Genomic DNA, 25,971 nt, shown 5'->3' with positions numbered 1-25,971 from the left:
GATTTCAGGGCATCGAGCTGTTGCGCTTTGTCGCAGATTGTTGCAAATCCTGCAAGGGTGAATGTCCGACTTCAGGGTTCAACTATTGCCGGTCAGGAGTAGAATTTTACCTATTCCCACTGGCAGTAGACGAAGCGGCATCGGTACTTCGTGTCATCTTCGCAGTTGATGACAACTTCTCCGCGCCATTGATGGCATCAGAAGTCACTCGATCAGCTGGATTGCTTTAAAGGCCAAACCCCATGAAACCATTACTGATTCTTGCACTGGTCGGTATGTCCTCGTTCGCCCTCGCCGATGAGGCCAAGCCGGTCTCCAGCGAGCCTGTGGCCCAGCAGTACGACTATTCCATGAACCTCGACATCAAACGGGTGATCAACCTGTCGACCATCCCCAATGTCTGTGAAGTGGTGCCTGCGACCATGACCTATGAAGACCATCAAGGCCAGGTGCATACCATTCAGTACCGGGCGATGGGCGAAGGTTGCCAGCAAGGCTGATGCACCACGGCCCTGTCGCCGCTCAGTGGGTGACAGGGCCATTGGCAATTTACCAAACCTGCCCAAGGCGATTAGGATCGGTGCCTCACGTACCGATAAGGATGATCGCCATGTTCGACCTCGCCGCCCTGCGCGAAGCCGCCGATTTCGTTCACCAGCACGTTCCGCCGACGCCACAGCGCGTGTGGCCGCTGCTGGCCGAGCGGGTCGGCTGCAAGCTGTGGGTCAAGCACGAAAACCACGCCCCCACGGGTGCCTTCAAGGTACGTGGCGGGTTGGTCTATGTGCGTTCGCTGCTGGCCGCCGGCAAGCCCCCGCGGGGCCTGGTCACCGCCACCCGTGGCAACCACGGCCAGAGCATGGCGCTGGCCGCGAGCCAGGCCGGTGTGCCGCTGGTGATCGTAGTGCCCGAGGGCAACTCGAAAGAGAAGAACGCGGCCATGCGTGCACTGGGCGCCGAGCTGGTGGAGCACGGTGTCGACTTCGACGTGGCCCGCGAAGAGGCAGCCCGCCTGGCGCACGAGCTGGGCTATGACATGGTGCCGTCGTTCCACCCAGAGCTGGTGCGCGGGGTGGCCACCTATGCCCTGGAGCTGTTCGAGGCGGTAAGCGAGCTGGATTGCGTGTACGTGCCGATCGGCATGGGCTCGGGTATCTGCGGGCTGATCCAGGCGCGCAACCTGCTGGGGCTGAAGACCGAGATCGTCGGTGTGGTGTCCAGTGCGGCCGATGCCTATGCGCAGAGTTTCGAACAGGGCCGCATCGTCACCACGGCCACTGCCGACACCTTTGCCGATGGCATGGCCTGCCGGGTACCGCACCCGGATGCCTTCGCCTTCGTTCGTGAGCATGCCGCGCGCATCGTGCGGGTCACCGACAGCGAAGTGGCAGCGGCCATGCGCATCTATCACGAAACCACCCATAACACTGCCGAAGGCGCCGGTGCTGCAGCGCTGGCCGCGTTGCTGCAGGAGCGCGAGCGCCAGGCCGGCAAGCGCGTGGCAGTGGTGCTGAGCGGGGCCAATGTGGATCGCGAGCGTTATGCGCAGGTGCTGGCGGGCACTGAAAAATCCTGAATGAGTATCGGGGAAAAAGTGCTATCTTAATTTGATAGCATTTTCCGATGAACACTCGATACCGCAAAATCTACGACGCTCTCTTCAGGACGCCCACCACGGCCTCTTTGGCGTTTTCCGAGGTCGAAGCCCTGGTGCTTCACCTTGGCGGGCAAGTACTGGAGCGGCAAGGCTCCAGGGTCAAGCTGGTGCTTGGCGGCCAGACTTGGAGGTGTCATCGCCCCCATCCTGGCAAGGAAGCCAAACGGTATCAGATTGAAGAAGCCCGCGAATTCTTGCTGCGGGCAGGAGTCAGCCTATGAGTTGCATGCGTTACAAGGGCTACGCGGCCCGTATCGAATACGATGAGCGTGACGACATTTTTGTTGGCCGTGTGCTGGGCATGCGCGACATCATCAGTTTTCACGCAAGCTCGGTGCCTGAGCTTCATGAAGCTTTCAGGGATGCGCTGGAGGACTATCTGGCCGATTGCGCGGAGCAAGGCATTACCCCGGAAAAACCTGCTTCAGGCAAGGTCATGCTGCGCATCCGTCCAGAGGTGCATGCGGCAGCCAGCGTTGCCGCCCGCGCTGCCGGTAAAAGTCTTAACCAGTGGGCGGATGAGGTGTTCGAGCAAGCAGCGCTGGCCTGATCGATTACCCTTCCATCCCATAACCACTCGTGGCAGGCTCTAGCGCGCCTGATTGCCCCGACTACGAGTGTTCAATGCCTTTTTCCAACGGTTTTCTTCTCAGCCTGTCCCTGTGCCTCGACATCGGGGTGGCCAACATCGCCATGATCACACTGGCCATGCAGCGTGGCTTCCTCCAGGGTTTCTGGCTCGGCCTGGGGACCTGCGTAGGCGACCTGGTCTACGCCATCGCGGCGCTCGCCGGCATGACCGTGTTGCTGCAGTTCGAAGGTGTGCGCTGGGCCCTGTGGCTTGGCGGTTCAGCGTTGCTGGTGTGGTTCGCGATCAAGATGCTGCTGGCCGCCTGGAGGGGCGGGCATATGGAAGCCAGTGCGGAGGTGGTGGTGGAGTCGGGCTGGCGCGAGTTTCTGCGGGGCATCTTCCTGGCCATGTCGTCGCCCAGCGCCATCCTCTGGTTCGCTGCGGTCGGTGGCGTACTGATAGCTCGCTCCGGTGGTGGCAGCGCGCTGGATGCCGGGCTGTTCCTGGGCGGTTTCTTCGCCGCCGGGCTGGTCTGGTGCATGAGCTTGTGCGGCATCGCCAGCCAAGGCGGGCGCTTGCTGGGGGACCGCCTGCTGACTTGGTCATACCTGCTGTCAGCGGCGATATTCTGCTATTTCGCGGTGTACGTGATCATTTCGGGCTACCGTGAATTCATTCTCGCCAGCCCACCGCTCACCTGAGGCAAAGTCATGACCCTGCAACCCATTTCCCCAGCGCGTTACGAAGACGGCCGTAAGCTCAACCTGGCCGGTTTCGCCGAACGTTTCAGCATGGGCGACCTGAGCGGGTTGCCCTTGCTCTGGCAACGCTTCGCGCCGCACCTTGGGCATGTGCCCGGGCAGCGCGATCATGACAGTTATGGGGTCTGCTATAACCCCGACGCGCAGGGCGGCTTCGACTATCTGGCGGCTGTGGCAGTCAACGCGGGCCAACCCCTGCCTGACGGGTTCAGTACCATGGCGCTGGCCCCGCAGCATTATGCAGTGTTCGAGCACCATGGCAGCTTGCAGCGCCTGAAGGCGACTTTCGATGGCATTTTCCAGTGGTTGCCGCAGTCGGGTGAAGAGCAGGCCGATGCGCCCCTGTTCGAGCGCTACCCGGCCGGGTTCGATCCTGCCGACGACCATGCGGTCATGGAAATCTGGATTCCCCTGCTGCGCAAATAATTCCGGCAGGTTGTCGATCTTGGCGACTACCGTTCGACCAAAAGCTGAAGATACAAGACAACCTTGTATTGAAATGCTTACGAACGATCGGAGGAACACCCGATGAACACGGCAGCCGAAAACGAAATCCGTCAGCTTGTCGAACGCTGGATGCAGGCCGTGCGTGACCGTGATATCCCCGCTATCACCGCGCCCTACGCCGACGACATCGTCGCCTTCGACGCCATCCAGTCACTGCAGTTCAAGGGCAAGGCCGCCTACCAGGCGCATTGGGAAATGTGCATGAACCTGTGTACCGGGCCCATGGTTTTCGAACTCGCCCAACTGACCGTGCACGCCGAAGGCGACCTGGCCCTTGCCCATTGGCTCAACCGCTGCGGGCCGGGGGATGATGAGAGCCAGTGCGGCTTCATGCGCGCCACTGTCGGCTATCGCAAGGTCGGTGGCCAGTGGCAGGTGATCCACGAACACTGGTCGGCACCCTTCGACATGCAAACCCAGAAAGCACTGTTCGATCTCAAGCCTTGATCGGCTATCGCCAAATGCACGTTGCCAACGCCTGGAGACGACCATGAAATACCTGTGCCTGGTCTATTGTGACGAAGGGCTGCTGCACAGCCTGCCCGACAGCCCGGAAGACGCCGAGTGCATGGCTTACGCCGAATCGCTGCAGAGCGCCGGGCGCATCATCGCGGCCGAGGCGCTGAAAACCGTGCAGACCGCCACCACCGTGCGCATGCGCGGCGGGCGAATGAGTATCACCGATGGCCCGTTCGCCGAAACCAAAGAGCAGCTCGCCGGCTTTTACCTGGTCGATGCCCGTGACCTCAACGAGGCACTGAACATTGCCAAGGGCATTCCGGCGGCGCGAGTCGGCAGCGTGGAAGTGCGGCCGGTGCGCGATCTGCAACCCTGACTGCAACGGAGAACAACAAGAATGACCCTTGTCCAACCCGCGCCCGCGCAGCACGAACTGTCCATCAGCCGCTTGATCGACGCCCCGCCTGCCAAGGTGTTCCGAGCCTGGACCGAGCCTGAATGGCTGATGCAGTGGTGGAGGCCCCACGGCATGACCACCCCGGAATGCGAAATGCAACTGTGGGTCGGCGGCCTTTTCCGTACCCTCATGCGTGCCCCGGATGGCTCCGAGTACCCGACCCAGGGCGTGTTCCTGGAAATTGCCGCCCCGCGCCGGTTGGTGTTCACCGATGCCTTCGGGCCGGGTTGGGTGCCGTCGGACAAGGCTTTCATGACTGCAGTGATCAGTTTTGACGAAGAAAACGGCAAGACCCGCTACACCGCCCGTGCCTGGCACTGGAATGCCGCCGACAGCCGCGCCCATGAAGAAATGGGTTTCCATCAGGGCTGGGGAGAGAGCCTGGACCGCCTGGTGGAGGTGGTGACCCAGCGGATGCCTGACTGATGACGGAGCTGGCGCAGGTCCGTGCCGAAGTCGAAGCCGTGTACCGGCGGGATTCGCGGCGCATCCTGGCGACGCTGATCCGCCTGCTGGGGGATTTCGACCTGGCAGAGGAGGCCCTGCACGATGCCTTCTTCATTGCCGTCGAGCGCTGGCAGCGGGATGGCATCCCCGACAATCCGCGCGCCTGGCTGGTTTCGACCGGGCGTTTCAAGGCCATTGACGCAGTGCGCCGGCGTGCCCGCTTTGACCGCTCCCAGGCCGACCTGATCATGCTGATCGAAGGCCAGGGGCAGGACCCCAGTGAAGAGGAACTGTTGGCCGATGACCGTCTGCGCCTGATTTTCACCTGTTGCCACCCGGCCTTGGCGGCCGATGCCCAGGTGCCGCTGACCCTGCGTGAAGTCTGCGACCTGACTACCGAGCAGATCGCCCGGGCTTTCCTGCAAAGCCCTGCGACCATTGCCCAGCGCATCGTCCGCGCCAAGGCCAAGATTCGCGATGCCGGTATTCCTTATCAGGTCCCGGAGCTGCATGAGCTGCCCGAGCGCCTGGAGAGTGTGCTGCGGGTGATCTACCTGGTGTTCAACGAAGGCTATTCGGCGTCCTCTGGCGAGGCCTTGCTGCAGCAGGAACTGAGTGACGAAGCGATCCGCCTCGGGCGCCTGCTGGTTCAGCTGCTGCCGGACGCCGAAGCGGTAGGTTTGCTGGCACTGATGCTGCTGCAGGCATCGCGGCAGCGCGCACGCACTGATGCCGAGGGCAACCTGGTGCTGCTTGAGCAGCAGGACCGCAGCCTGTGGGACCGCGAGCAGATCGCCGAAGGCTGCGAGCTGGTGCGCCTGGCCTTGGCCAGCCGGGCCTTTGGTGCCTACACCGTGCAGGCGGCGATCGCGGCGGTGCATGCCGAGGCAGGGACAGCTGAAGAGACCGACTGGGCGGAAATTGTCGGGCTATACGATGTGCTGCAACGGCACTGGCCGTCAGCCGTGGTGGCGCTCAACCGGGCGGTGGCGCTGGCCAAGCGCGATGGACCGCAGGCGGGGCTGGACGCGGTGGAGGCGATTCTGGCGGCGGGGGAACTCAGGGAGTATCACCTGGCTCATGCGGCGCGGGCGCAGATGCATCAGCAGTTGGGGAATGCCGATGAGGCGCGGATGGCTTGGCAACAGGCCCTGGAGTTGACCCGGCAGGAGCCGGAGCGGCGGCATATCGAGCGGCGCTTGCGCGAACTGATGTAGAGGCTTTACCGGGCTATTCGCGGGTGAACCCGCGAATAATCCAGCACCGATATCAGCTGGCGACGAAGTTTGGCGGCGATACCAGCTCGACGGTCTGCTGCTTGCGCGGCGCGAGGATCTCGGCCACGCCCTCGACTACCAGCTCATCGTTCTGGTTGTAGACGTTGGTGGCGATACGCACCTTGAACTTCGGCAGTTTCTCGAGGATTTCCAGGCGCACGGTCAGGGTGTCGCCGATCTTCACCGGCTTCTGGAAGCTCATCTGCTGGCCCAGGTAGATGGTGCCAGGGCCAGGCAGGGTGCAGGCCACTGCGGCGCTGATCAGGGCGCCGCTGAACATGCCGTGGGCGATGCGCTCGCGGAACATGCTCTTGGCGGCGAATTCGGCATCCAGGTGCACCGGGTTGTGGTCACCGGACATCGCGGCGAACAGCTGGATGTCACGTTCTTCTACAGACTTTTCATAACTGGCTTTCTGGCCGACTTCCAAAGCTTCGTAAGGCGTGTTGGTGACCTGGGTCATTAGCGTTTCCTTGATGGGCGGACGAGGCCGATATCATTCACTGCGGGCAGGGCGGCCTAGGGCCAGCGCTTGCTCAAGCCAGGCGAGGATATCAGCGGTGACCTCGTCGCGATTGAGTTCGTTGAGTACTTCGTGGCGTGCCTCAGGATAGACGCGCAGCTGTACATGTCGATTGCCGGTCGCGCGCAGGGCGTCGGCCAGATGGGTGAGACGCTTGCCGGCACTCACCGGATCACATTCCCCGCCAATCACCAGCAGGGGCAGGTTCGGGTCGATCTGCGCGAGGTTGTGCGCCTGGCTGATCTGCGCCAGCCCCTGCAGCAGATCGAGCCACAGCTGGTTGCTGCAGCGAAAGCCGCACAGTGGATCGTTGACATACTTGTCCACTTCCGCCGGGTCACGGCTGAGCCAGTCGAACGCCGTGCGGGTGGGCTTGAAGGCGTTGTTGAACGAACCGAACGACAGCCATTCTATCACCGCGCTCTTGCCCAGTGGCCCCTGGCGCCAGGCCTCCAGGCGTGCAATCAGGCGCGCCGCCCGGTACAGCGCAGCGGGCTGGAAGTTTGAACCGCTGAGGATCGCCCCTTGCAGACTGGCGCTGTGGTGCATGAGGTAGGCCTGGGCAATGTAGCTGCCCATGCTGTGGCCGAACAGGAACAACGGTGTGCAAGGGAACTGCTGGCCGATGTGCTGGGCCAGCTGGCCAAGGTCGTTGACCACGGCATTCCAGCCATGTTGCCGGGCGAACAGGCCGAGGCTGCCCTGCTCGGCGGTGCGCCCATGGCCGCGCAGGTCCGGTGCCAGCAGGGCGTAGCCGGCATCGCTGAGGGCCTGGCCCAGGCGCTGGTAGCGCCCGGCATGCTCGGCCATGCCATGCGCCAGCAGCACCACGGCCTTGACCGGTGTGGCCGGCAGCCATTGGTGCACGTACAGCCTGCAATGCTCGCTGGCAGATAGCCAGAAGGCGTCATGGGGCATGGCGAATCCTTTGCGCGAAGGTTACCTGCACAGTGTATGCATAACCGGTCCGATTGCAGGAAGGGCACAAATAAGATTCACAATGTTAATGGCGGCACTTGGCGTATATGCCACCTCCGGCTTACCTGCTAACGTCGGTTCAACGCCTTTTTGCCATCTGGCAAACAGGGCAAGGAATCCGTGCGAGCTCAGGCAGAGGAACAATAATAAATGCAAGCCGACTTCTGGAATGACAAACGCCCCGAGGGCGTGCCTTCCACCATCGACATCCACGCATACAGCTCGGTCGTCGAGGTGTTCGAACGCTCCTGCAAGCGCTTTGCCGAGCGCCCGGCGTTCAGCAACCTCGGCGTGACCCTGAGCTACGCCGAGCTTGAGCGCCATTCGGCAGCCTTCGCTGCCTGGCTGCAGCAGCACACCGACCTCAAACCTGGTGACCGCATCGCGGTGCAGATGCCCAACGTCCTGCAATACCCCATTGCCGTGTTCGGCGCCCTGCGCGCCGGGCTGATCGTGGTCAACACCAACCCGCTGTACACCGAGCGCGAAATGCGTCACCAGTTCAAGGATGCCGGCGCCCGCGCCCTGGTGTACCTGAACATGTTCGGCAAGCGCGTGCAGGAGGTGCTGCCCGATACCGGCATCGAGTACCTGATCGAAGCGAAGATGGGCGACCTGCTGCCAGCGGCCAAGGGCTGGCTGGTCAATACCGTGGTCGACAAGGTCAAGAAGATGGTCCCGGCCTATCATCTGCCCCAGGCCATCCCGTTCAAGCAGGTATTGCGCCAAGGCCGCAGCCTGACCCACAAGCCGGTGCCGCTCTCGCTCGATGACATCGCCGTGCTGCAGTACACCGGCGGCACCACGGGCCTGGCCAAGGGGGCCATGCTCACCCACGGCAACCTGGTGGCCAACATGCTGCAGGTGCTGGCCTGCTTCTCCCAGCACGGTCCGGACGGGCAGCGGCTGATCAAGGAAGGCCAGGAGGTGATGATTGCACCGCTGCCGCTGTACCACATCTATGCCTTCACCGCGAACTGCATGTGCATGATGGTCACCGGCAACCATAACGTGCTGATCACCAACCCGCGTGATATCCCCGGCTTCATCAAGGAGTTGGGCAAGTGGCGTTTTTCGGCGCTGTTGGGGTTGAACACCCTGTTCGTCGCGCTGATGGACCACCCGGGCTTCCGTCAGCTGGACTTTTCAGCGCTGAAAGTCACCAACTCCGGTGGCACTGCGCTGGTCAAGGCCACTGCCGAGCGCTGGGAGCAACTCACCGGTTGCCGCATCGTCGAGGGCTACGGCCTGACCGAAACCTCGCCGGTGGCCAGTACCAACCCCTACGGCCAGCTGGCGCGGCTGGGCACGGTGGGTATTCCGGTGGCCGGCACGGCGTTCAAGGTCATCGATGATGATGGCAACGAACAGCCACTGGGTGAGCGCGGCGAGTTATGCATCAAGGGCCCGCAAGTGATGAAGGGTTACTGGCAGCAACCGGAGGCCACGGCGCAGGCACTGGATGCCGAGGGCTGGTTCAAGACCGGCGATATCGCGGTGATCGACCCGGACGGCTTCACCCGCATCGTCGACCGCAAGAAGGACATGATCATCGTCTCCGGGTTCAATGTGTACCCCAACGAGATCGAGGATGTGGTGATGGGCCATCCGCAGGTGGCCAACTGCGCGGCCATCGGCGTGCCGGACGAGCGTTCGGGCGAGGCGGTAAAGCTGTTTGTGGTGGCGCGTGAGGGTGGGCTGAGCATCGATGACCTCAAGGCCTACTGCAAGGCCAACTTCACCGGCTACAAGGTGCCCAAGCACATCGTGGTGCGCGAGTCGCTGCCCATGACACCGGTGGGCAAGATTTTGCGCAGGGAGTTGCGCGACATCGCTTGAAGCAGCTTCAAGCATGAAGCTACAAGCGGCAAGTCAGAGCATCGGGCGCGCTCTAGCTTGTCGCTTGAAGCTTGAAACTCGTAGCTTTAAGTTAATTACTCTAAAAATGACTTATATTGTTCATTGAGTCATTTTTGTGACTGAGAGGCCGATCTTGGCCTCTAGGCGACCCCAAACAAAGCTGTTACTCTCGGCGCGCTTTCAGATGATTCGGTTTGCAACGAACCGCCATCTCATATCAATAATAAACGCATCGACGCGTGAATCGAACTTCGCTGTTGCTGAAGGAGTGGGCTTCCATGATCGAAAATTTTTGGAAGGATAAATACCCAGCCGGGATTACGGCGGAAATCAATCCTGACGAATTCCCCAATATCCAGGCGGTACTCAAGCAATCCTGCCAACGCTTTGCCAATAAACCGGCCTTTAGCAACCTGGGCAAGACCATCACCTACGGCGAGCTCTATGCGCTGTCAGGCGCTTTCGCGGCCTGGCTGCAGCAGCACACCGACCTCAAGCCAGGTGACCGCATTGCCGTCCAGCTGCCCAATGTCCTGCAATACCCGGTAGCGGTATTTGGTGCCATGCGCGCCGGCCTGATCGTGGTCAACACCAACCCACTGTATACCGTGCGGGAGATGGAGCACCAGTTCAACGACTCCGGTGCCAAGGCTTTGGTGTGCCTGGCCAACATGGCGCACCTGGCCGAGAAGGTGGTGCCCAAGACCCAGGTCAAGCACGTCATCGTCACCGAAGTGGCCGACCTGCTGCCACCGCTCAAGCGCCTGCTGATCAACAGCGTGATCAAGTACGTGAAGAAGATGGTGCCGGCCTACAACCTGCCGCGCGCCGTGCGCTTCAACGATACCCTGGCGCTTGGCAAGGGCCAGCCGGTCACTGAAGCCAACCCGCAAGCCAACGACGTGGCCGTGCTGCAGTACACCGGTGGTACCACCGGCGTGGCCAAGGGCGCGATGCTGACCCACCGCAACCTGGTGGCCAACATGCTGCAGTGCAGGGCGCTGATGGGCTCCAACCTGAAGGAAGGCTGCGAGATCCTCATCACCCCGCTGCCGCTGTACCACATCTATGCCTTTACCTTCCATTGCATGGCGATGATGCTGATCGGCAACCACAACGTGCTGATCAGCAACCCGCGCGACCTGCCGGCCATGGTCAAGGAACTGGGCAAGTGGAAGTTCAGCGGTTTCGTCGGCCTCAACACGCTGTTCGTTGCCCTGTGCAACAACGAGGCATTCCGCGCCCTGGACTTCTCGGCGCTGAAAATCACCCTGTCCGGGGGCATGGCCCTGCAGCTGAGCGTGGCCGAGCGCTGGAAGAGCGTCACCGGCTGCGCCATCTGCGAAGGTTACGGCATGACCGAAACCAGCCCGGTGGCGGCGGTGAACCCAGCCGAGGCCAACCAGGTGGGCACCATTGGCATCCCGGTGCCATCGACCCTGTGCAAGGTCATCGACGACGCCGGCAACGAGCTGGCGCTGGGCGAAACCGGCGAGCTGTGCGTCAAGGGCCCGCAGGTCATGAAGGGCTACTGGCAGCGTGAAGACGCCACCACCGAGATCCTCGACAGCGACGGCTGGCTGAAGACCGGCGACATCGCGCTGATCCAGCCAGATGGCTACATGCGCATCGTCGACCGCAAGAAAGACATGATCCTGGTCTCGGGCTTCAACGTGTACCCCAACGAGCTGGAAGACGTGCTCGCTGGCTTGCCGGGCGTGCTGCAGTGCGCAGCCATCGGTGTGCCGGACGAGAAGTCGGGTGAAGTGATCAAGGTGTTCATCGTGGTCAAGCCGGGCATGACCGTGACCAAGGAGCAGGTGATGGAGCACATGCGTGCCAACGTCACCGGCTACAAGGTGCCGCGTTACATCGAGTTCCGCGATGCGCTGCCGACCACCAACGTCGGCAAGATCCTGCGTCGTGAGCTGCGCGATGAAGAGCTGAAGAAGCAGGGGCTGAAGAAGATCGCCTGATCCATCTCATTGGCCCCTTCGCGAACTTGTCCCGCGAAGGGGCCATTGCCGTCAGCGCAGTTTTTCCAGCATCTGGTAGTACCACATCCCCGCCGCCAGCAGCGGATTGCCCAACAAGTCCCCCATCGGCACCCGCACGTGCTTGCACTGCGCGAAGGTGTCGAACTTCTCCAGCGTGCCGGTCAGTGCCTCGGCCATGATCTCACCCATGATGTGGCTGGTGGCGATGCCGTGCCCGGAATAGCCCTGGCAGTACCACACGTTGTCCGACAGCTTGCCCAGTTGCGGGATGCGGTTGACCACGATGCCCATCGCGCAGCTCCACTGGAACTCGATCGGCACGCCCTTGAGCGCCGGGAAGGTGCGCTCGATGCACGGGCGCAGCTCGCCTTCGATATCACGCGAATCCTTGCCCGAGTAGTTGGCACCGCCGCCGAACAGCAGGCGCTTGTCGGCCGTCAGGCGGTAGTAGTCGAGCACGAAGCGGCAGTCGTACACCGCCAGGTCCTGCGGGTTGATCTGCTCTGCCAGTTCGCCCAGCGGGGCGGTGGTGACGATGCCGCCCATGGCCGGGAAGATCTTGCCCTTGAGCTGGCGCTTTTCCAGCTTGTGGTAGACGTCACCGGCGAGCATCACCTGGCGCGCTTCGACCCGCCCGTGGGCGGTGACGACCGCCGGGCGTGGGCCATGGACGATGTCCAGCACTTCGGAATTCTCGAAAATCAGCGCGCCCAGGCTGTGGGCGGCGCGGGCTTCGCCCAGGCACAGGTTGAGCGGGTGCAGGTGCAGGTTGCGCAGGTTCTTCAGCGCGCCCAGGTACAACGGGCTCTGCAGGTGCCCGGCAACGCCGTTGCGGTCAAGCAGTTGCACCTGGTCGCCCATGCCGCGGCGTTCAGCCTCTGCCTGGAAGCTGCGCAGCTCCTCCAGGTGTGAAGGTTTCATCGCCGCATGCAGATGGCCGCGCTTGAGGTCGCAGTCGATGCCGTAGCGCTCGACCCGCTGCTCGATGACCTGGTGCCCACGCCAGCGCAGGTGCCAGATGAAATCATCGACCTCGGCGCCCAGGTGCTTGCGCATCTGCGTACGCATGGCCTCGTCACCCGACAGGCTACCGGTGACCTGGCCGCCGTTGCGCCCGCTGGCACCCCAGCCAATCCGGTTGGTCTCGACGATAGCCACCTTCAGGCCGCGCTCGGCCAGTTCCACCGCGGTGGCCACGCCAGTGAAACCTCCGCCGATGATCGCCACGTCGACCTGCACCGTGCCCTTGAGTTGCGGGTACTCGGTGTGGTCGTTCAGCGAGGCGCTGTAATAGGACGGCGCACGCTGGGCCGGGCCGTTGTTCAATGCTGCGTTCATGGGTGTTCCTTGTGCTGAATAGGGTAAGGCTCAGGCCTGGTGCAGGTACCAGCGCCAGTCCTGTTCGCTGACTTCGGCCATGAACTGGCGGTACTCGGCGCGCTTGACCTTCAGGTAGACGCCGAGAAACGCCTCGCCGAGCGCTTCCCGTGCCCAGTGCGAGCGCTCCAGCGCATCGAGGGCGGTCAGCCAGTCGGTGGGCAGGTGCTCGGTGGCCTGGGCATAGCCGTTGCCTTCGACCGGCGCACCTGGGTCCAGCTGCTCGCGGATGCCGCGATGGCTGGCGGCCAGAATGGCGGCGGCAGCCAGGTACGGGTTGGCATCGGCGCCACAGATGCGGTGCTCGACGTGTCGGCTGTTGGCCGGGCCGCCAGGTACGCGCAGGCTGACGGTGCGGTTATCGACACCCCAGGTCGGCGCCAGCGGGGCATAGCTGTTGGCCTGGAAGCGGCGGAACGAGTTGGCGTTGGGGCAGAACAGCAGCAGCGAGTCACGCAAGTGGCGGAGCATGCCGGCCACTGCCTGGCGCAGCAGCGGGGTACCGGCCTTGTCTTCGCTGGCGAACAGGTTGTTGCCGGCGCTGTCGGCCAGGCTCAGGTGCATGTGCATGCCGGTGCCGGCCAGTTGCGCGAAGGGCTTGGCCATGAAGCAGGCCTGCATGCCATGGGCATGGGCCACGCCTTTGACCAGGCGTTTGTAGCGCACCGCCTGGTCCATCGCCTCCAGCGCATCGCCATGCTCCAGGGTGATTTCTACCTGACCCGGGGCATACTCCGAGATCGCCGTGCGCGCCGGGATGCCCTGGGCTTTGCAGGCGGCATACAGGTCGGCGAGGAAGGGCTCGATCTGTTCCAGTTCACGCAGGCCGTAAACCTGGGTAGTGCGTGGCCGGCCACCGTCGTTGTCCAGTGCCGGTTGCGGGCGGCCCTGGGCATCGCGCTGCTGGTCGAGCAGGTAGAACTCCAGCTCGCAGGCCATTACCGGGTGGTAACCGTCAGCCTTGAGCGCTTCGATGGTGCGCAGCAGTACGTGGCGCGGGTCGGCGACACTGGCAGGCAGGCCTTCGCTCGGGTGCATGCTGACCTGCACGGCGGCAGTTGGCACACGGCGCCAGGGCAGGCGCACCAGGCTGCCTTCCAGCGGGTAGGCGCGGCAGTCGATGTCGCCGACATCCCAGACCAGGCCGGAGTTTTCCACGTCGTCGCCATTGAGGGTCAGGCCGAGGATGGTGCTGGGCAGCGGGCGGCCGCTCTGGTACACCGCCAGCAGTTCCTCACGGTGCAGCAGCTTGCCGCGTGGCACACCGTTGGCGTCGAGGATGAACAGTTCGAACAGTTCGATATCAGGGTTTTCGGCCAGGAAACGGCTGGCGTGCTCTACAGGTGCAAAGTGCATGATCGATTCGCTCACAGGCGCACGGGACCGGCGCGCAGGCGCGGTCCACTTGAGTCAAACGGCCGGGCTGCGGCCGAGTTGGGTCACAAGGGCGTGAGCGAGAAATCTGGTGGGCGTGCGTGGCGGCAGTGCCACAGGGCCCAGAAGGCGAGAATGATGTGGACCAGCGGATTTTCACCGGCGCGGGACCGGGCCTTCGCGAGCGAAGGGCGGGGCGACGGTGGGGCGATGGTCTGGACGGGAGTCATGCCTTTGATACTCACATGCGGCGTAAGGTTGATTAAAGCAGTGAATGGCAACCTTCACATCGCTCCTGGCTAAACATTCGTCCAGCCAGCAGAGAGCCGGCAAATCTGCGACAATCGCGCATCCTTCGAATGCCGATCATGAAAAAGCAGGCCCACCTGCATCACTAAAAAGCCCCATGACTGACCAAGCCATCGACAAACTGCTGCAAAACCTCGACCACGCCATGATCGCCGAGCGCCACCGCCTGCGCCGGCAGCTGCATGAACTGCGCAAGCGCCCCGACGAGGCCAAGCTGGCGCAGTGGGTGGAAAAGGTCCAGGCATCCTGCGCCCAGGTCACCGCACGTCAGAACAGCGTGCCGCAGATCCGCTACGATGACAGCCTGCCGATTGCCGCCAAGCGTGACGAGATCAAGAAAGCCCTGGCTGAAAACCAGGTGCTGGTGATCGCCGGCGAAACCGGTTCGGGCAAGACGACCCAGTTGCCGAAGATTTGCCTGGAACTGGGCCGTGGCAGCCATGGCCTGATCGCCCATACCCAGCCGCGGCGCATTGCTGCGCGCAGTGTTGCCGCACGGGTTGCCGAAGAGCTCGGCACGCCATTGGGTGGGCTGGTCGGCTACCAGGTGCGATTCGAAGACCAGAGCGATGCCAACACCCTGGTCAAGCTGATGACCGACGGCATCCTCCTGGCCGAAACCCAGCACGACCGTTTTCTCGAACGCTACGACACGATCATCGTCGACGAAGCCCACGAGCGCAGCCTGAACATCGACTTCCTGCTCGGCTACCTGAAAACCCTGCTGCACCGCCGCCCGGACCTGAAGCTGATCATCACCTCGGCGACCATCGACCTGGAGCGCTTTTCCAAGCACTTCGACAACGCGCCGATCATCGAGGTGTCCGGGCGTACCTTCCCGGTTGAAACCTGGTATCGCCCGCTGACCAGCGAACAGGACGAGGAGGGCAACCAGGTCGAGGACGACCTGACCGTCGACCAGGCGATCCTCGCCACCCTCGACGAGATCGCCCAGCACGAGCGCAGCGTGGGCAAAGGCCCCGGTGATGTGCTGGTGTTCCTCCCGGGCGAGCGGGAAATCCGCGATGCCGCAGAGATTCTGCGCAAGGCGCAACTGCGCCACACCGAGATCCTGCCGCTGTATGCGCGCCTGTCGCCGGCCGAGCAGCAGCGCATTTTCCAGTCACACACCGGGCGCCGCGTGGTGCTCGCCACCAACGTCGCAGAAACCTCGCTGACTGTGCCCGGCATCCGTTACGTGATCGACACCGGCACCGCGCGCATCAGCCGTTACAGCTACCGCGCCAAGGTCCAGCGCCTGCCGATCGAGGCCGTGTCCCAGGCCAGTGCCAACCAGCGCAAGGGCCGTTGCGGCCGGGTCGAGCCGGGCATCTGCATTCGGCTGTACAGCGAAGAAGACTTCAACGGCCGACCGGCCTTCACCGACCCCGAGATCCTGCGCACCAACCTGGCGGCGGTGATCCTGCAGATGCTGCACCTGCGCCTGGGCGCGATCGATGCCTTCCCGTTCATCGAGCCGCCAGATGGCAAGGCTATCAGTGACGGCTTCAACCTGTTGCAGGAGCTGTCGGCGGTCAACCGCGAGAACCAGCTGACGCCGATCGGCCGCCAACTGGCGCGCCTGCCGATCGACCCGCGGCTGGGCCGTATGCTGCTCGAAGGTGCGCGCCAGGGCAGCCTGCAGGAAGTGCTGATCGTCACCAGTGCACTGTCGGTGCAAGACCCACGCGAGCGCCCACCGGAGCGCCAGCAGGCCGCCGACCAGGCCCATGCGCAGTGGAAGGACGCCGATACCGATTTCGCTGCGCTGGTCAATTTGTGGCGGGGCTTCGAAGAGCAGCGCCAGGCGCTCACGGCCAGCCCGCTGCGCAACTGGTGCCGCAAGAATTTCCTGAACTATCTTCGCCTGCGCGAGTGGCGCGATGCCCATCGCCAGTTGTCGCTGATCTGCCGCGAATTGCAACTGACGGTCAACAAAGAGCCGTCCGACTATCAGAAGGTGCACAAGGCAATCCTCAGCGGCCTGCTCAGCCAGATCGGCCACAAGACCGAAGAGGGCGATTACCAGGGAGCCCGCCAGCGGCGCTTCTGGGTGCATCCGTCTTCCGGCATCGGCCGCAAGCGCCCGCAGTGGGTGATGGCCGCCGAACTGGTAGAAACCACCAAGCTGTATGCGCGCATGGTCGCCAGGATCGAGCCTGACTGGATCGAGCCGCTGGCCACCCACCTGATCAAGAAGAACCACTTCGAGCCGCACTGGGAGAAAAAGCGCGGGCAAGTGGTGGCCTATGAGCAGATCACCCTGTATGGCCTGATCCTGGTCGGTCGCCGCCCGGTGCACTTTGGCCCGATCGACCCGGTCACCTCGCGTGAACTGTTCATTCGCGAGGGCCTGGTTGGCGGTGAAATCCAGTCGAAGGCCAAATGCCTGGCCGCGAACAAGCGCCTGCTCGAACAGCTCGACGAGCTGGAGGCCAAGGCCCGTCGGCGCGACATTCTCGCCGATGAAGAAACCCTCTACGCCTTCTACGAAGCACGCTTGCCAGCGGAGATTCATCAGACCGCGACCTTCGATGCCTGGTACCGCATGACCAGCCAGAAGGACCCGAACCTGCTGATCATGCGCGAAGAAGACGTGTTGGCCCGCGAGGCCAGCGAAGTCACTGCCGCGCAGTACCCTGACAGCATGCAGGTGGGCGAGCTGCGCCTGCCGCTGACCTATCACTTCGAGCCGGGCCACCCGCGTGACGGCGTGACCGTGCGGGTGCCGGCGCCGTTGCTGCCGAGCCTGCCAGGCGAGCGCCTGGAGTGGCTGGTGCCGGGCCTGCTGGAAGCCAAGTGCGTGGCGCTGGTGCGCAACCTGCCCAAGGCCCTGCGCAAGAACTTCGTGCCGGTGCCGGACTTCGTCAAGGCCTCGCTGGCGCGCATGACCTTCGGCCAGGGCGCGTTGCCCCAGGCACTGGGCCAGGAGTTGCTGCGCATGACCGGCGCGCGGGTTTCCGATGAGGCCTGGGCCGAGTCGGTCAACCTGGTCGAAGGCCACCTGCGCATGAACATCGAAGTGGTCGATGGCCAGGGCAAGTTCCTCGGCGAAGGCCGTGACCTGGCCGAGCTGACCGCCCGCTTTGCCGCCGCCAGCCAGGCAGCGTTGGCCGTGCCGCGTTCCGAGAAGAGCGAGCAGCCGGTGCAGGCCAAGGCCTTCAGCGAGGTCAAGCAGACCGCCCAGCAGAGCATCGCCGGCCTGTCGATGACCGTGTACCCGGCGCTGGTGGAAGAGAACGGCACCGTGCGCGAAGGCCGCTTCTCGACCCAGGCCGAAGCCGAGTTCCAGCACCGTCGCGCCTTGCAGCGCCTGTTGCTGCAGCAATTGGCCGAGCCTGCCAAATTCTTGCGCGGCAAGCTGCCGGGGTTGACCCAGCTGGGCCTGCTGTACCGCGAGCTGGGCCGTGTCGAAGCGTTGGTCGAGGACATTCTGCTGGCGAGTCTGGACAGCTGCATCCTCGACGGTGAGGCCACTTTGCCGCGGGACGGTGCAGCCCTGGCCGGGCTGGCCGAGCGCAAGCGTGGCAGCTGGGCCGAATATGCCGAACGCCTGGCCCGCCAGACGCTGGAAGTGCTCACGCTGTGGCACGGCTTGCAGAAGCGCTTCAAGGGCAAGATCGACCTGAGTCAGGCGGTGGCGCTGAACGACATCAAGCAACAGCTGGCCAACCTGGTCTATCCGGGCTTCGTGCGCGAGACCCCGGCAGTGTGGTTCAAGGAGTTGCCGCGCTACCTCAAGGCGGTGGAGCTGCGCCTGGAGAAGCTGGGGTCCCAGGTGCAGAAGGACCGGGTGTGGAGCGGCGAGCTGGGCAACCTGTGGGCGCAATACAAGGCACGGGCCGACAAGCATGCCCAGGAAGGCAAGCGCGATGAGCAACTGACCTTGTACCGCTGGTTGCTGGAGGAGTATCGGGTGTCGCTGTTTGCCCAGCAGTTGGGCACCAAGGTGCCGATTTCCGACAAGAGATTGAGCAAGCAGTGGAGCCAGGTGGAAGGCTAACTTCCTTGATTTGTGGCACACTTCAGGGAATTTGAGGGCCGCTTTGCGGCCCATCGCGGATGAATCCGCTCCTGCGCCATTCTGCAGGAGCGGATTCATCCGCGATCGAGGGCGCAACCCTCGCCGTAAAACTGGTACTAAAGTGCCATTATTCTGTCATATTCCCGGCCAGCGCCCCGTGGCGATGGCCTTTGAGCAGAGGATCAATCGTGCATAACGTCGTGATCAGCGGCACCGGCCTGTATACCCCGGCCCAGAGCATTTCCAACGAAGAACTGGTGGCCTCCTTCAACGCCTGGTCGCAACAGTACAACCAGGACAACGCTGCCGCCATCGAGCGTGGCGAAATCGAAGCAGCCCCTGTGTCCGACGCTGCCTTCATCGAAAAGGCCTCGGGTATCAAGAGCCGGTTCGTCATGGACAAGGCCGGTATCCTTGACCCGCAGCGCATGAAGCCGCGCCTGCCGGAGCGTTCCAATGACGAGCAGTCGATCCTCTGCGAAATGGGCGTGGCCGCTGCACGCCAGGCACTGGAACGCGCCGGTCGTACTCCGGCGGATGTAGACGGGGTGATCGTCGCCTGCTCCAACCTGCAGCGCCCTTACCCGGCCATCGCCATCGAAGTGCAACAGGCACTGGGCATCGACGGCTTCGCCTTCGACATGAACGTGGCCTGCTCGTCGGCCACCTTCGGTATCCAGACCGCTGCCAACAGCGTGCAACTGGGCCAGGCCCGCGCACTGCTGGTGGTCAGCCCGGAAATCTGCACGGGGCACCTGAACTTCCGCGACCGCGACAGCCACTTCATCTTTGGTGACGCCGCCACGGCGGTGCTGGTCGAGCGTGCCGACAAAGCCACGTCGGCGCACCAGTTCGACATCGTGGGCACCAAGCTGCAGACCGCGTTCTCCAATAACATCCGCAACAACTTCGGCTTCCTCAACCGTGCGGCGGAAGAGGGTATCGGCGCGCCAGACAAACTGTTCGTGCAAGAAGGGCGCAAGGTGTTCCGCGAAGTGTGCCCGATGGTCGCCGAACTGATCGGCAAGCACCTGGGCGAAAACAACCTGCAGCCGTCCGACGTCAAGCGCTTCTGGCTGCACCAGGCCAACCTGAGCATGAACCACCTGATCGTCAAGAAGCTGATGGGGCGTGAGGTGAGCGAGGAAGAGGCACCGGTGATTCTCGACCGATATGCCAACACCAGTTCGGCGGGCTCGGTGATTGCCTTCCACCTGTACCAGGATGACCTGGCCGAAGGGTCGCTGGGTGTCTTGAGCTCGTTTGGTGCGGGATACTCGATTGGTAGTGTGATTCTGCGTAAACGCTGATTCTCGTAATAACTGTACCGGCCCTATCGCCTGCTTGTCGGCGATAGGGCCGGAGGCATTTCTGGCAGGCAGAAAAAAGGCGGGAAACGCCGGATGGGGTCGGCATTTCCCGCCTCAGAGTGAAGCAGACGAGCTTGCAGCTTAGAACTTGGCTTCCAGGTCCACCTGCAGGGTATCTACGCTGGCATTGCTGTCAGGCAGGTTGGAGTAGTCGGTCTTGGCCATCATGTAGGCCGCGCCGACGCCGAAGTTCTTGTCGATTTCATAACCGACCTTGAATTTATGACCGCGCGAACCGGTGAAACCGTTGCCGAAGTCAGAGTCGGTGAACAGGCTGACTACACCGTTACGCTGTACGTCGCGGTAGTTGTAGTCCAGGCTCCAGGCGCCGATCTTGGACTTCAGGCCTGCCAGCCAGGCGGTGTCCTTGCCATCGGTGCTTTCGGTGTTCTTCACGTACTGGCCGTAAGTCGACAGCGGGATGGCGAAACCGGTGAAATCGAGCTGGCCGAAACCTTCCACGAGCTGGAACTCGTTGGTGGTGTTGCCCAGCGAAGCCAGGACAGCCGAGGACTTGTCGTTGTCGTAGCCATAGATACTGGCACCGACGGTGACCTTGACGGTGTCAGCCGCGTTGAACTTGGTACCCAGCTGGGCAGCGTACAGCTGTGCGTCGTGCTTGTACTGCACGCCATCGCCGTCGACGTTGTCCTTCAGGTTGTAGTGGCCGATGCTGCCGAACACTTCGGCCGGGCCGGCGTTGGTCTTGTAGGTGAGCGCCACGCCTTCCGGGTTGATGTCGCTGTCCCAGATGATGTCGCCCATGCTCACCCATGGCTGCATCATCTTGCCGCCGATCAGGTGCAGGTTAGGCACGGCAGTCGGGTGCCAGTCGAGGTAGGCCAGGTCGACCCACAGCTGCTTCTTGTCGAAGTAGTTGTCCAGGCTCTGGTTGGTCGAGCGGGCATCGGAGCTGCTGCCGGTGGCCACGCGCACGCCAGCGTCGACCTGTGGGTTGATCTCGCTGTAGAAGCCGACGCGGGCACGGACGCGTTCGCGGTCCTGGTTGCCGCTGCGGGCGATCGGGTTGTCGACGTTGACGTCTTCGTAACGCAGGCGGACATCACCCTTGATCTGGGTCTTGGCGGCCCATGCCACTTTTTGTTCGAAAGAGCTCATACGTTCGGACTGAGCTTTCTGGTCGGCCTTTTCCTTGGTTTCTTTTGCCAGTTCGCCTTGCAGTTCGGTGTACTGCGCCTGGTTGATCGAGCCATTGGCGCGGAGCATTTCGAGCAGCTTGGCGTCGACGGCCGCACTGGCCGGAGTACTCAGAGCCAGCATCATGCCGGTGAGGCTCACTCCGGTAAGTGTAGAAACAAGACGCATAAGGTTCTCCCTACTTGAAAAATTTGGGGAGGCTCAGCGCCCACCCCCATGTTGGCATGTCTTCGGAAAGGGCCTGACTAGACAGGTTCTAGGGTTCCGGAAAACAGGCGCAAGTATTGCGGGGGGCAATGACAGATTAATGTCTGATTAGTGGCACTGCTGTTAAGTAATTGAGAATGAACGGCGAAACGGGCCGATCCTCATTTGAGCGACAGGCCTCTGTTGGCTGATACTGATGGCCTTGCATAGCGAGTCGAAAACGTGACCAGTCTCTACAGCCTTGCCCATCTGCGTGACCTGCCAGCGGCGACCTGGGATGCCCTGGTCCCCCCTGGCCAACCGTTCCTGCGCCATGCCTTTCTCAGTGCCATGGAAGACAGCGGCAGTGTTGCCCGCAACACTGGGTGGGCAGCCGAACACCTGGTGCTGGAGCGTGACGGGCAGGTGCGTGCGCTGCTGCCGGCGTATCGCAAATGGCATTCGTATGGCGAGTACGTGTTCGATCACGGTTGGGCCGATGCCTGCGAGCGTGCCGGCATCGCCTACTACCCCAAATTGCTCGGTGCCGTGCCGTTCAGCCCGGTCAGCGGGCCGCGCCTGCTGGCGGCCGACCCTGCCGATGGCCTGCTGATGCTGCAGGCGTTGCCCGAGTACCTGGGTAAAGGTGGCTTGTCCGGGGCGCACATCAATTTCACCGACCCGCAGCTGGATGCGCAGATGGCCGGCCTGCCGGGCTGGATGGAGCGCCTGGGCTGCCAGTTCCACTGGCGCAACCACGGTTATCGCGACTTCCAGGACTTTCTCGACAGCCTCAGCTCACGCAAGCGCAAGCAGATGCGCAAGGAGCGTGAGCAGGTGGCGGGGCAGGGCATCGATTTCCGCTGGTATCGCGGCGACCAGCTGGACGAGGCGCAGTGGGATTTTGTGTTCCTTTGCTATGCCAATACCTATGCGGTGCGCAGGCGTTCACCTTATCTGACACGGGAGTTCTTCAGCCTGCTGGCCGAGCGCATGCCCGAGGCGGTGCGGGTGGTGATGGCGCGCCAGGGCGGGCGTGATGTGGCCATGGCCTTGAGCCTGATTGGGGGCGACAGCCTGTTTGGCCGTTACTGGGGCTGCCTGGATGAGTTCGACCGGCTGCATTTCGAGACCTGCTTCTACCAGGGCATGGACTTTGCGATTGCCGAAGGGCTGCAGCGTTTCGACGCCGGGGCGCAGGGTGAGCACAAGCTGATTCGCGGCTTCGAGCCGGTGCTGACGCGGTCGTGGCATTACCTGCTGCATCCGGGGTTGCGGCGGGCGGTGGAGGATTTTCTGCAGCAGGAGCGGGAAGGGGTGCGGGGGTATGCCGAGGAGGCCAGGGGGATGCTGCCTTACCGCAAGGATTGAGATGTCTGACCCTATCGCCGGCAAGCTGGCGATAGGGCCGGAACAGGGCTCAGTCGACCCCGACAAAGCCCCCGGTCTGGTGATGCCACAAGCGGGCATACAGCCCCCGCTGTTCCAGCAGCTCACTGTGGCTGCCACTCTCGACGATCCGCCCTTTGTCCAGCACCACCAGGCGGTCCATGCGGGCGATGGTGGACAGCCGGTGGGCAATGGCGATCACCGTCTTGCCTTGCATCAGCGTCTCCAGGCTTTCCTGGATTGCCGCTTCAACTTCCGAGTCCAGCGCCGACGTCGCTTCGTCCATGATCAGGATCGGCGCATTCTTCAGCAGCACCCGGGCAATCGCGATGCGCTGGCGCTGGCCGCCTGACAGTTTCACGCCACGTTCGCCAACATGGGCATCGAAGCCGGTGCGGCCCTGGGCATCCGACAACTGCGGAATGAACTCGTCGGCCCGCGCCCGGCGCACGGCTTCGTGCAGCGCCGCTTCACTGGCGCCGGGGCGGCCATACAGCAGGTTGTCGCGGATCGAACGGTGCAGCAGCGAGGTGTCCTGGGTGATCATGCCGATCTGTGCACGCAGGCTGGCCTGGCTGACCTCGGCGATGTCCTGGCCGTCGATCAGGATGCGCCCGCCCTGCACGTCGTACAGGCGCAGCAGCAGGTTGACCAGGGTTGACTTGCCGGCGCCGGACGGGCCGATCAGGCCGATCTTCTCGCCCGGGCGGATGTCCAGGTTGAGCCCTTCGATCACGTTGGCGGCCTTGCCATAGTGGAAGTCCACATCAATGAAGCGTACCGCCCCGCGGCTGACCTTGAGTGGCGGCGCCTGGGGCTTGTCGGTGACGGTGACCGGCTGGGCGATGGTCTGCAGGCCGTCCTGGACCATGCCGATGTTTTCGAAGATGCCGTTGACCACCCACATGATCCAGCCCGACATGTTGACGATGCGGATCACCAGGCCGGTAGCCAGGGCGATGGCACCGACGGTGATCAGCGACTGGCTCCACAGCCACAGCGCCAAGCCGGTGGTAGCGACGACCAGCAGGCCATTCAGGGTGGTGATGACCACGTCCATGCTGGTGACCACGCGGGAGGCCAGCTGGGTTTTCTCGGTCTGTTCGCGGATCGCTTCGCGGGCGTACTGCTGTTCGTAGTCGGTGTGGGCGAACAGCTTGAGGGTGGCGATGTTGGTGTAGCCATCGACGATCCGCCCCATCAGCTTGGAGCGGGCATCGGAGGAAATCACCGAACGTTCCTTCACCCGTGGCACGAAGTAGTACAGCGCGGCGATGTAGCCGACGATCCACACCAGCAGTGGCAGCATCAGGCGCCAGTCGGCCTCGGCGAACAGCACCAGCGAGGTGATGGCGTAGATCAGCACGTGCCACAGCGCATCCACTGCCTGCACGGCGGAGTCGCGCAGCGAGTTGCCGGTCTGCATGATGCGTTGGGCGATGCGCCCGGCGAAGTCGCTCTGGAAGAAATTCAGGCTCTGCTTGAGCACATAGGTGTGGTTCTGCCAGCGGATCAGGCTGGTCATGCCGGGGTTGATGGTCTGGTGCACCAACAGGTCGTGCAGGCCGAAGAATACCGGCCGCAGCAGCAGGATCACCACCAGCATCCAGATCAGTTCGCCGCTGTGCTCGCTGAAGAAGTTGGCGTTGGGCGTGCCCTGGGCCAGGTCGATGATGCGGCTCAGGTAGCTGAACATCGCCACCTCGATCAGCGAGGCGAACAGGCCCACCACCAGCAGGGCGAGAAAGCTCGGCCACACCTGGCGCAGGTAGTACAGATAAAACGGCCAGACCTGGCCGGGCGGCGACTCGCTGGGCGCGTCGCGGAAGATGTCGATCAGTTGCTCGAAACGGCGGTACAGCATGGGTGACAAGACTCCTGTGCTACCCGACCCCGGAAGGTTTCACGTCCCTGTGAAACCTGTGGTCAGTCGATGCGTTTGGCGGACTTGATGAACACCGGGTCGGTCGGCACGTCGCGCATGCCTTTCTTCACGGTCGTTGGCGAGTTGACGATCTGGTCGACCACCTCCATGCCCTTGGTCACTTTGCCGAACACGGCGTAACCGGCGTCGCGCCCCGGGTTGAGGAAGTCGTTGTCGGCCACGTTGATGAAGAACTGGCTGGTGGCCGAGTTCGGGTTGGACGTGCGCGCCATGGCCAGGGTGCCGCGGGTGTTCTGCAGGCCGTTGCTGGCCTCGTTCTTGATCGGGTCCTTGGTGTCTTTCTGCACCATCTGCTCAGTAAAACCGCCGCCCTGGACCATGAAACCCGGGATCACGCGGTGGAAGATGGTGTTGTTGTAGAAGCCGCTGTCAACGTACGCCAGGAAGTTCTTGGTACTGACCGGCGCCTTCTCGGCGTTGAGCTCGATTTCGACCTGGCCGAAGCTGGTGTCCAGCAGTACGTGCGGGGTCTTGTCGGAAGCCATGACGCTGGTGGCGAAGGCGACCGAGCAGGCGGTGAGCAGGAGTTTTTTCAGCATGGGCTCAATGATCCTTGAGAGGTGGAAGCGGCTGCGAGGAACTGCAACAGGGTCTGGTTGAAGACCTCGGGTTGATCGAGGGGGGTAGCGTGCCGGGAATCGTCGATGACTACCAGCCTGGCGTGGGGCATCAGGGCGACGTAGCGCTCCTTCAGGTGTATCGGGGTGTAATCGTGGTCGGCGGCAATCACCAGCGTCGGACAGTCGATCTGCCCGATGCGTTCCTGCACGCCCCAGTCGACGATGGCGTCGAAGCTCTTGAGGTAGGCGCGCTTGTCGTTGCGTGCCCAGCGTTCGGCCATCTTCTTGCGTAGGTCGGCTTGCCCGGGCTTGGGGAACAGCCTGGCGGCCAGGCCCTGGCCGACCGTCTCGACGCTGAGGATGCGCGCCAGGCCCCAGCGCTTGAGCCACCATAGCCAGTCGCTGCGGGTGCGGCGCTTGACCTCCGGGGCGCTATTGACGATGCACAGGCTGCGCAGCCAGTGCGGGTGGTCCACGGCGAACTGGAAACCGACCATGCCACCCATGGACAGGCCGACAAAGTGCACCGGGCCGGTCTGCAGGTGTTCGAGCAGGGCCAGCAGGTCTTCGCTGAAGGTGGCGATGTGGTAACCGTCGCGGGGCTTGTCGGAGCGGCCGTGGCCGCGGATGTCCATGAGGATCACCCGGTAGTGGCGGCTCAGCTCGGGAATCTGCAGCTCCCAGTCCTGGCTGCTGGAGCCCAGGCCGTGCAGCAGCACCAAGGGTTCGCCCTGGCCGTATTCCTGATAATGCAGCGAGCATCCTTCATGTTCGAAATAGGCCAT

Annotated in this window: 23 protein-coding genes; 15 read left to right on the top strand and 8 right to left on the bottom strand. The window is 63.0% G+C overall.

Going from position 1 to position 25,971, the window contains the following annotated elements:
• Positions 1-242: 242 nt before the first annotated feature.
• The 10 genes from F6X59_RS00930 (at position 243) to F6X59_RS00885 (ending at position 6,076) form a co-directional block, all read left to right on the top strand.
• Positions 243-500 (top strand): DUF2790 domain-containing protein, encoded by a 258-nt coding sequence (locus F6X59_RS00930; RefSeq protein WP_003254632.1) that lies wholly within the window; start codon positions 243-245, stop codon positions 498-500.
• 110 nt (positions 501-610) lie between these two features.
• Positions 611-1,576 (top strand): threonine dehydratase, encoded by a 966-nt coding sequence (locus F6X59_RS00925; protein WP_152953974.1) that lies wholly within the window; start codon positions 611-613, stop codon positions 1,574-1,576.
• Between the two features lie 47 nt (positions 1,577-1,623).
• Positions 1,624-1,878, top strand: a complete 255-nt coding sequence (locus F6X59_RS00920; RefSeq protein WP_152953973.1) for a type II toxin-antitoxin system HicA family toxin — start codon at positions 1,624-1,626, stop codon at positions 1,876-1,878.
• The gene (locus F6X59_RS00915) at positions 1,875-2,207 is read left to right on the top strand and encodes a type II toxin-antitoxin system HicB family antitoxin (RefSeq protein ID WP_152953972.1); all 333 of its coding nucleotides are present in this window, start codon (positions 1,875-1,877) and stop codon (positions 2,205-2,207) included. Before F6X59_RS00920 ends, F6X59_RS00915 begins: the two co-directional genes overlap by 4 nt.
• Positions 2,208-2,281: 74 nt before the next feature.
• Positions 2,282-2,929 (top strand): LysE family translocator, encoded by a 648-nt coding sequence (locus tag F6X59_RS00910; protein WP_152953971.1) that lies wholly within the window; start codon positions 2,282-2,284, stop codon positions 2,927-2,929.
• Positions 2,930-2,938: 9 nt separating this feature from the next.
• Positions 2,939-3,415, top strand: a complete 477-nt coding sequence (locus F6X59_RS00905; RefSeq protein WP_152953970.1) for a GyrI-like domain-containing protein — start codon at positions 2,939-2,941, stop codon at positions 3,413-3,415.
• 102 nt (positions 3,416-3,517) lie between these two features.
• A complete protein-coding gene (locus F6X59_RS00900) occupies positions 3,518-3,943 on the top strand; it encodes a nuclear transport factor 2 family protein (protein WP_152953969.1) in 426 nt (141 codons plus the stop codon).
• A gap of 43 nt (positions 3,944-3,986) precedes the next feature.
• Positions 3,987-4,331 carry a YciI family protein gene (locus tag F6X59_RS00895; protein ID WP_152953968.1) on the top strand — a complete coding sequence of 115 codons (345 nt, stop codon included), beginning with the start codon at positions 3,987-3,989 and terminating at the stop codon, positions 4,329-4,331.
• A 21-nt stretch (positions 4,332-4,352) separates the two neighbouring features.
• Positions 4,353-4,838 carry an SRPBCC family protein gene (locus tag F6X59_RS00890; RefSeq protein ID WP_152953967.1) on the top strand — a complete coding sequence of 162 codons (486 nt, stop codon included), beginning with the start codon at positions 4,353-4,355 and terminating at the stop codon, positions 4,836-4,838.
• Positions 4,838-6,076 carry an RNA polymerase sigma factor gene (locus tag F6X59_RS00885; RefSeq protein WP_152953966.1) on the top strand — a complete coding sequence of 413 codons (1,239 nt, stop codon included), beginning with the start codon at positions 4,838-4,840 and terminating at the stop codon, positions 6,074-6,076. The genes F6X59_RS00890 and F6X59_RS00885 overlap by 1 nt, the downstream gene beginning before the upstream one ends.
• 52 nt (positions 6,077-6,128) lie before the next feature.
• On the opposite strand, the gene F6X59_RS00880 is transcribed toward F6X59_RS00885, so the two are convergent.
• Together F6X59_RS00880 and F6X59_RS00875 are read right to left on the bottom strand one after the other, a co-directional pair.
• A complete protein-coding gene (locus F6X59_RS00880; protein WP_133328098.1) occupies positions 6,129-6,599 on the bottom strand; it encodes a MaoC family dehydratase in 471 nt (156 codons plus the stop codon).
• A gap of 33 nt (positions 6,600-6,632) precedes the next feature.
• The gene (locus F6X59_RS00875) at positions 6,633-7,577 is read right to left on the bottom strand and encodes an alpha/beta hydrolase (protein ID WP_152953965.1); all 945 of its coding nucleotides are present in this window, start codon (positions 7,575-7,577) and stop codon (positions 6,633-6,635) included.
• A gap of 210 nt (positions 7,578-7,787) precedes the next feature.
• Here F6X59_RS00875 and fadD2 point away from each other — a divergent pair, with 210 nt between their 5' ends.
• Both fadD2 and fadD1 read left to right on the top strand, forming a co-directional pair.
• Positions 7,788-9,476, top strand: coding sequence for a long-chain-fatty-acid--CoA ligase FadD2 (gene fadD2, locus F6X59_RS00870; RefSeq protein WP_152953964.1), 1,689 nt, complete (start codon positions 7,788-7,790; stop codon positions 9,474-9,476).
• A gap of 299 nt (positions 9,477-9,775) precedes the next feature.
• Positions 9,776-11,473 carry a long-chain-fatty-acid--CoA ligase FadD1 gene (fadD1, locus tag F6X59_RS00865; protein WP_152953963.1) on the top strand — a complete coding sequence of 566 codons (1,698 nt, stop codon included), beginning with the start codon at positions 9,776-9,778 and terminating at the stop codon, positions 11,471-11,473.
• Positions 11,474-11,524: 51 nt separating this feature from the next.
• Here the strand turns inward: fadD1 and F6X59_RS00860 are convergent, their stop codons facing one another.
• Together F6X59_RS00860 and F6X59_RS00855 are read right to left on the bottom strand one after the other, a co-directional pair.
• On the bottom strand, positions 11,525-12,832 hold the full coding sequence (locus tag F6X59_RS00860; protein WP_152953962.1) for an FAD-binding oxidoreductase: 1,308 nt from the start codon (positions 12,830-12,832) through the stop codon (positions 11,525-11,527).
• 30 nt (positions 12,833-12,862) lie between these two features.
• Positions 12,863-14,227 (bottom strand): glutamine synthetase family protein, encoded by a 1,365-nt coding sequence (locus F6X59_RS00855; RefSeq protein WP_110637263.1) that lies wholly within the window; start codon positions 14,225-14,227, stop codon positions 12,863-12,865.
• A 424-nt stretch (positions 14,228-14,651) separates the two neighbouring features.
• Between F6X59_RS00855 and hrpA the strand changes: the two genes are divergently transcribed.
• Positions 14,652-18,557, top strand: coding sequence for an ATP-dependent RNA helicase HrpA (gene hrpA, locus F6X59_RS00850; protein ID WP_152953961.1), 3,906 nt, complete (start codon positions 14,652-14,654; stop codon positions 18,555-18,557).
• A 209-nt stretch (positions 18,558-18,766) separates the two neighbouring features.
• Positions 18,767-19,888 carry a beta-ketoacyl-ACP synthase III gene (locus tag F6X59_RS00845; RefSeq protein ID WP_372240269.1) on the top strand — a complete coding sequence of 374 codons (1,122 nt, stop codon included), beginning with the start codon at positions 18,767-18,769 and terminating at the stop codon, positions 19,886-19,888.
• A gap of 141 nt (positions 19,889-20,029) precedes the next feature.
• On the opposite strand, the gene F6X59_RS00840 is transcribed toward F6X59_RS00845, so the two are convergent.
• Complete coding sequence (locus tag F6X59_RS00840; protein WP_152953959.1) at positions 20,030-21,274, bottom strand: putative porin; 1,245 nt, start codon at positions 21,272-21,274, stop codon at positions 20,030-20,032.
• Between the two features lie 261 nt (positions 21,275-21,535).
• Here F6X59_RS00840 and F6X59_RS00835 point away from each other — a divergent pair, with 261 nt between their 5' ends.
• Positions 21,536-22,663: a GNAT family N-acetyltransferase gene (locus F6X59_RS00835; RefSeq protein WP_372240268.1), complete on the top strand. Its 1,128-nt coding sequence runs from the start codon at positions 21,536-21,538 to the stop codon at positions 22,661-22,663.
• Between the two features lie 49 nt (positions 22,664-22,712).
• On the opposite strand, the gene F6X59_RS00830 is transcribed toward F6X59_RS00835, so the two are convergent.
• From F6X59_RS00830 to F6X59_RS00820, 3 genes are all read right to left on the bottom strand, one after another.
• Positions 22,713-24,545, bottom strand: a complete 1,833-nt coding sequence (locus F6X59_RS00830; protein WP_152953958.1) for an ABC transporter ATP-binding protein — start codon at positions 24,543-24,545, stop codon at positions 22,713-22,715.
• Between the two features lie 62 nt (positions 24,546-24,607).
• Positions 24,608-25,165, bottom strand: coding sequence for a peptidylprolyl isomerase (locus tag F6X59_RS00825; protein WP_152953957.1), 558 nt, complete (start codon positions 25,163-25,165; stop codon positions 24,608-24,610).
• Positions 25,159-25,971 carry an alpha/beta fold hydrolase gene (locus tag F6X59_RS00820; RefSeq protein WP_152953956.1) on the bottom strand — a complete coding sequence of 271 codons (813 nt, stop codon included), beginning with the start codon at positions 25,969-25,971 and terminating at the stop codon, positions 25,159-25,161. The genes F6X59_RS00825 and F6X59_RS00820 overlap by 7 nt, the downstream gene beginning before the upstream one ends.

The sequence above is a fragment of the Pseudomonas sp. MN1F genome (assembly GCF_009391885.1).
GTDB lineage: Bacteria > Pseudomonadota > Gammaproteobacteria > Pseudomonadales > Pseudomonadaceae > Aquipseudomonas.
Note: the sequence above shows the minus strand (reverse complement) of the source record. Positions and strands in the feature narration are given on the sequence as shown.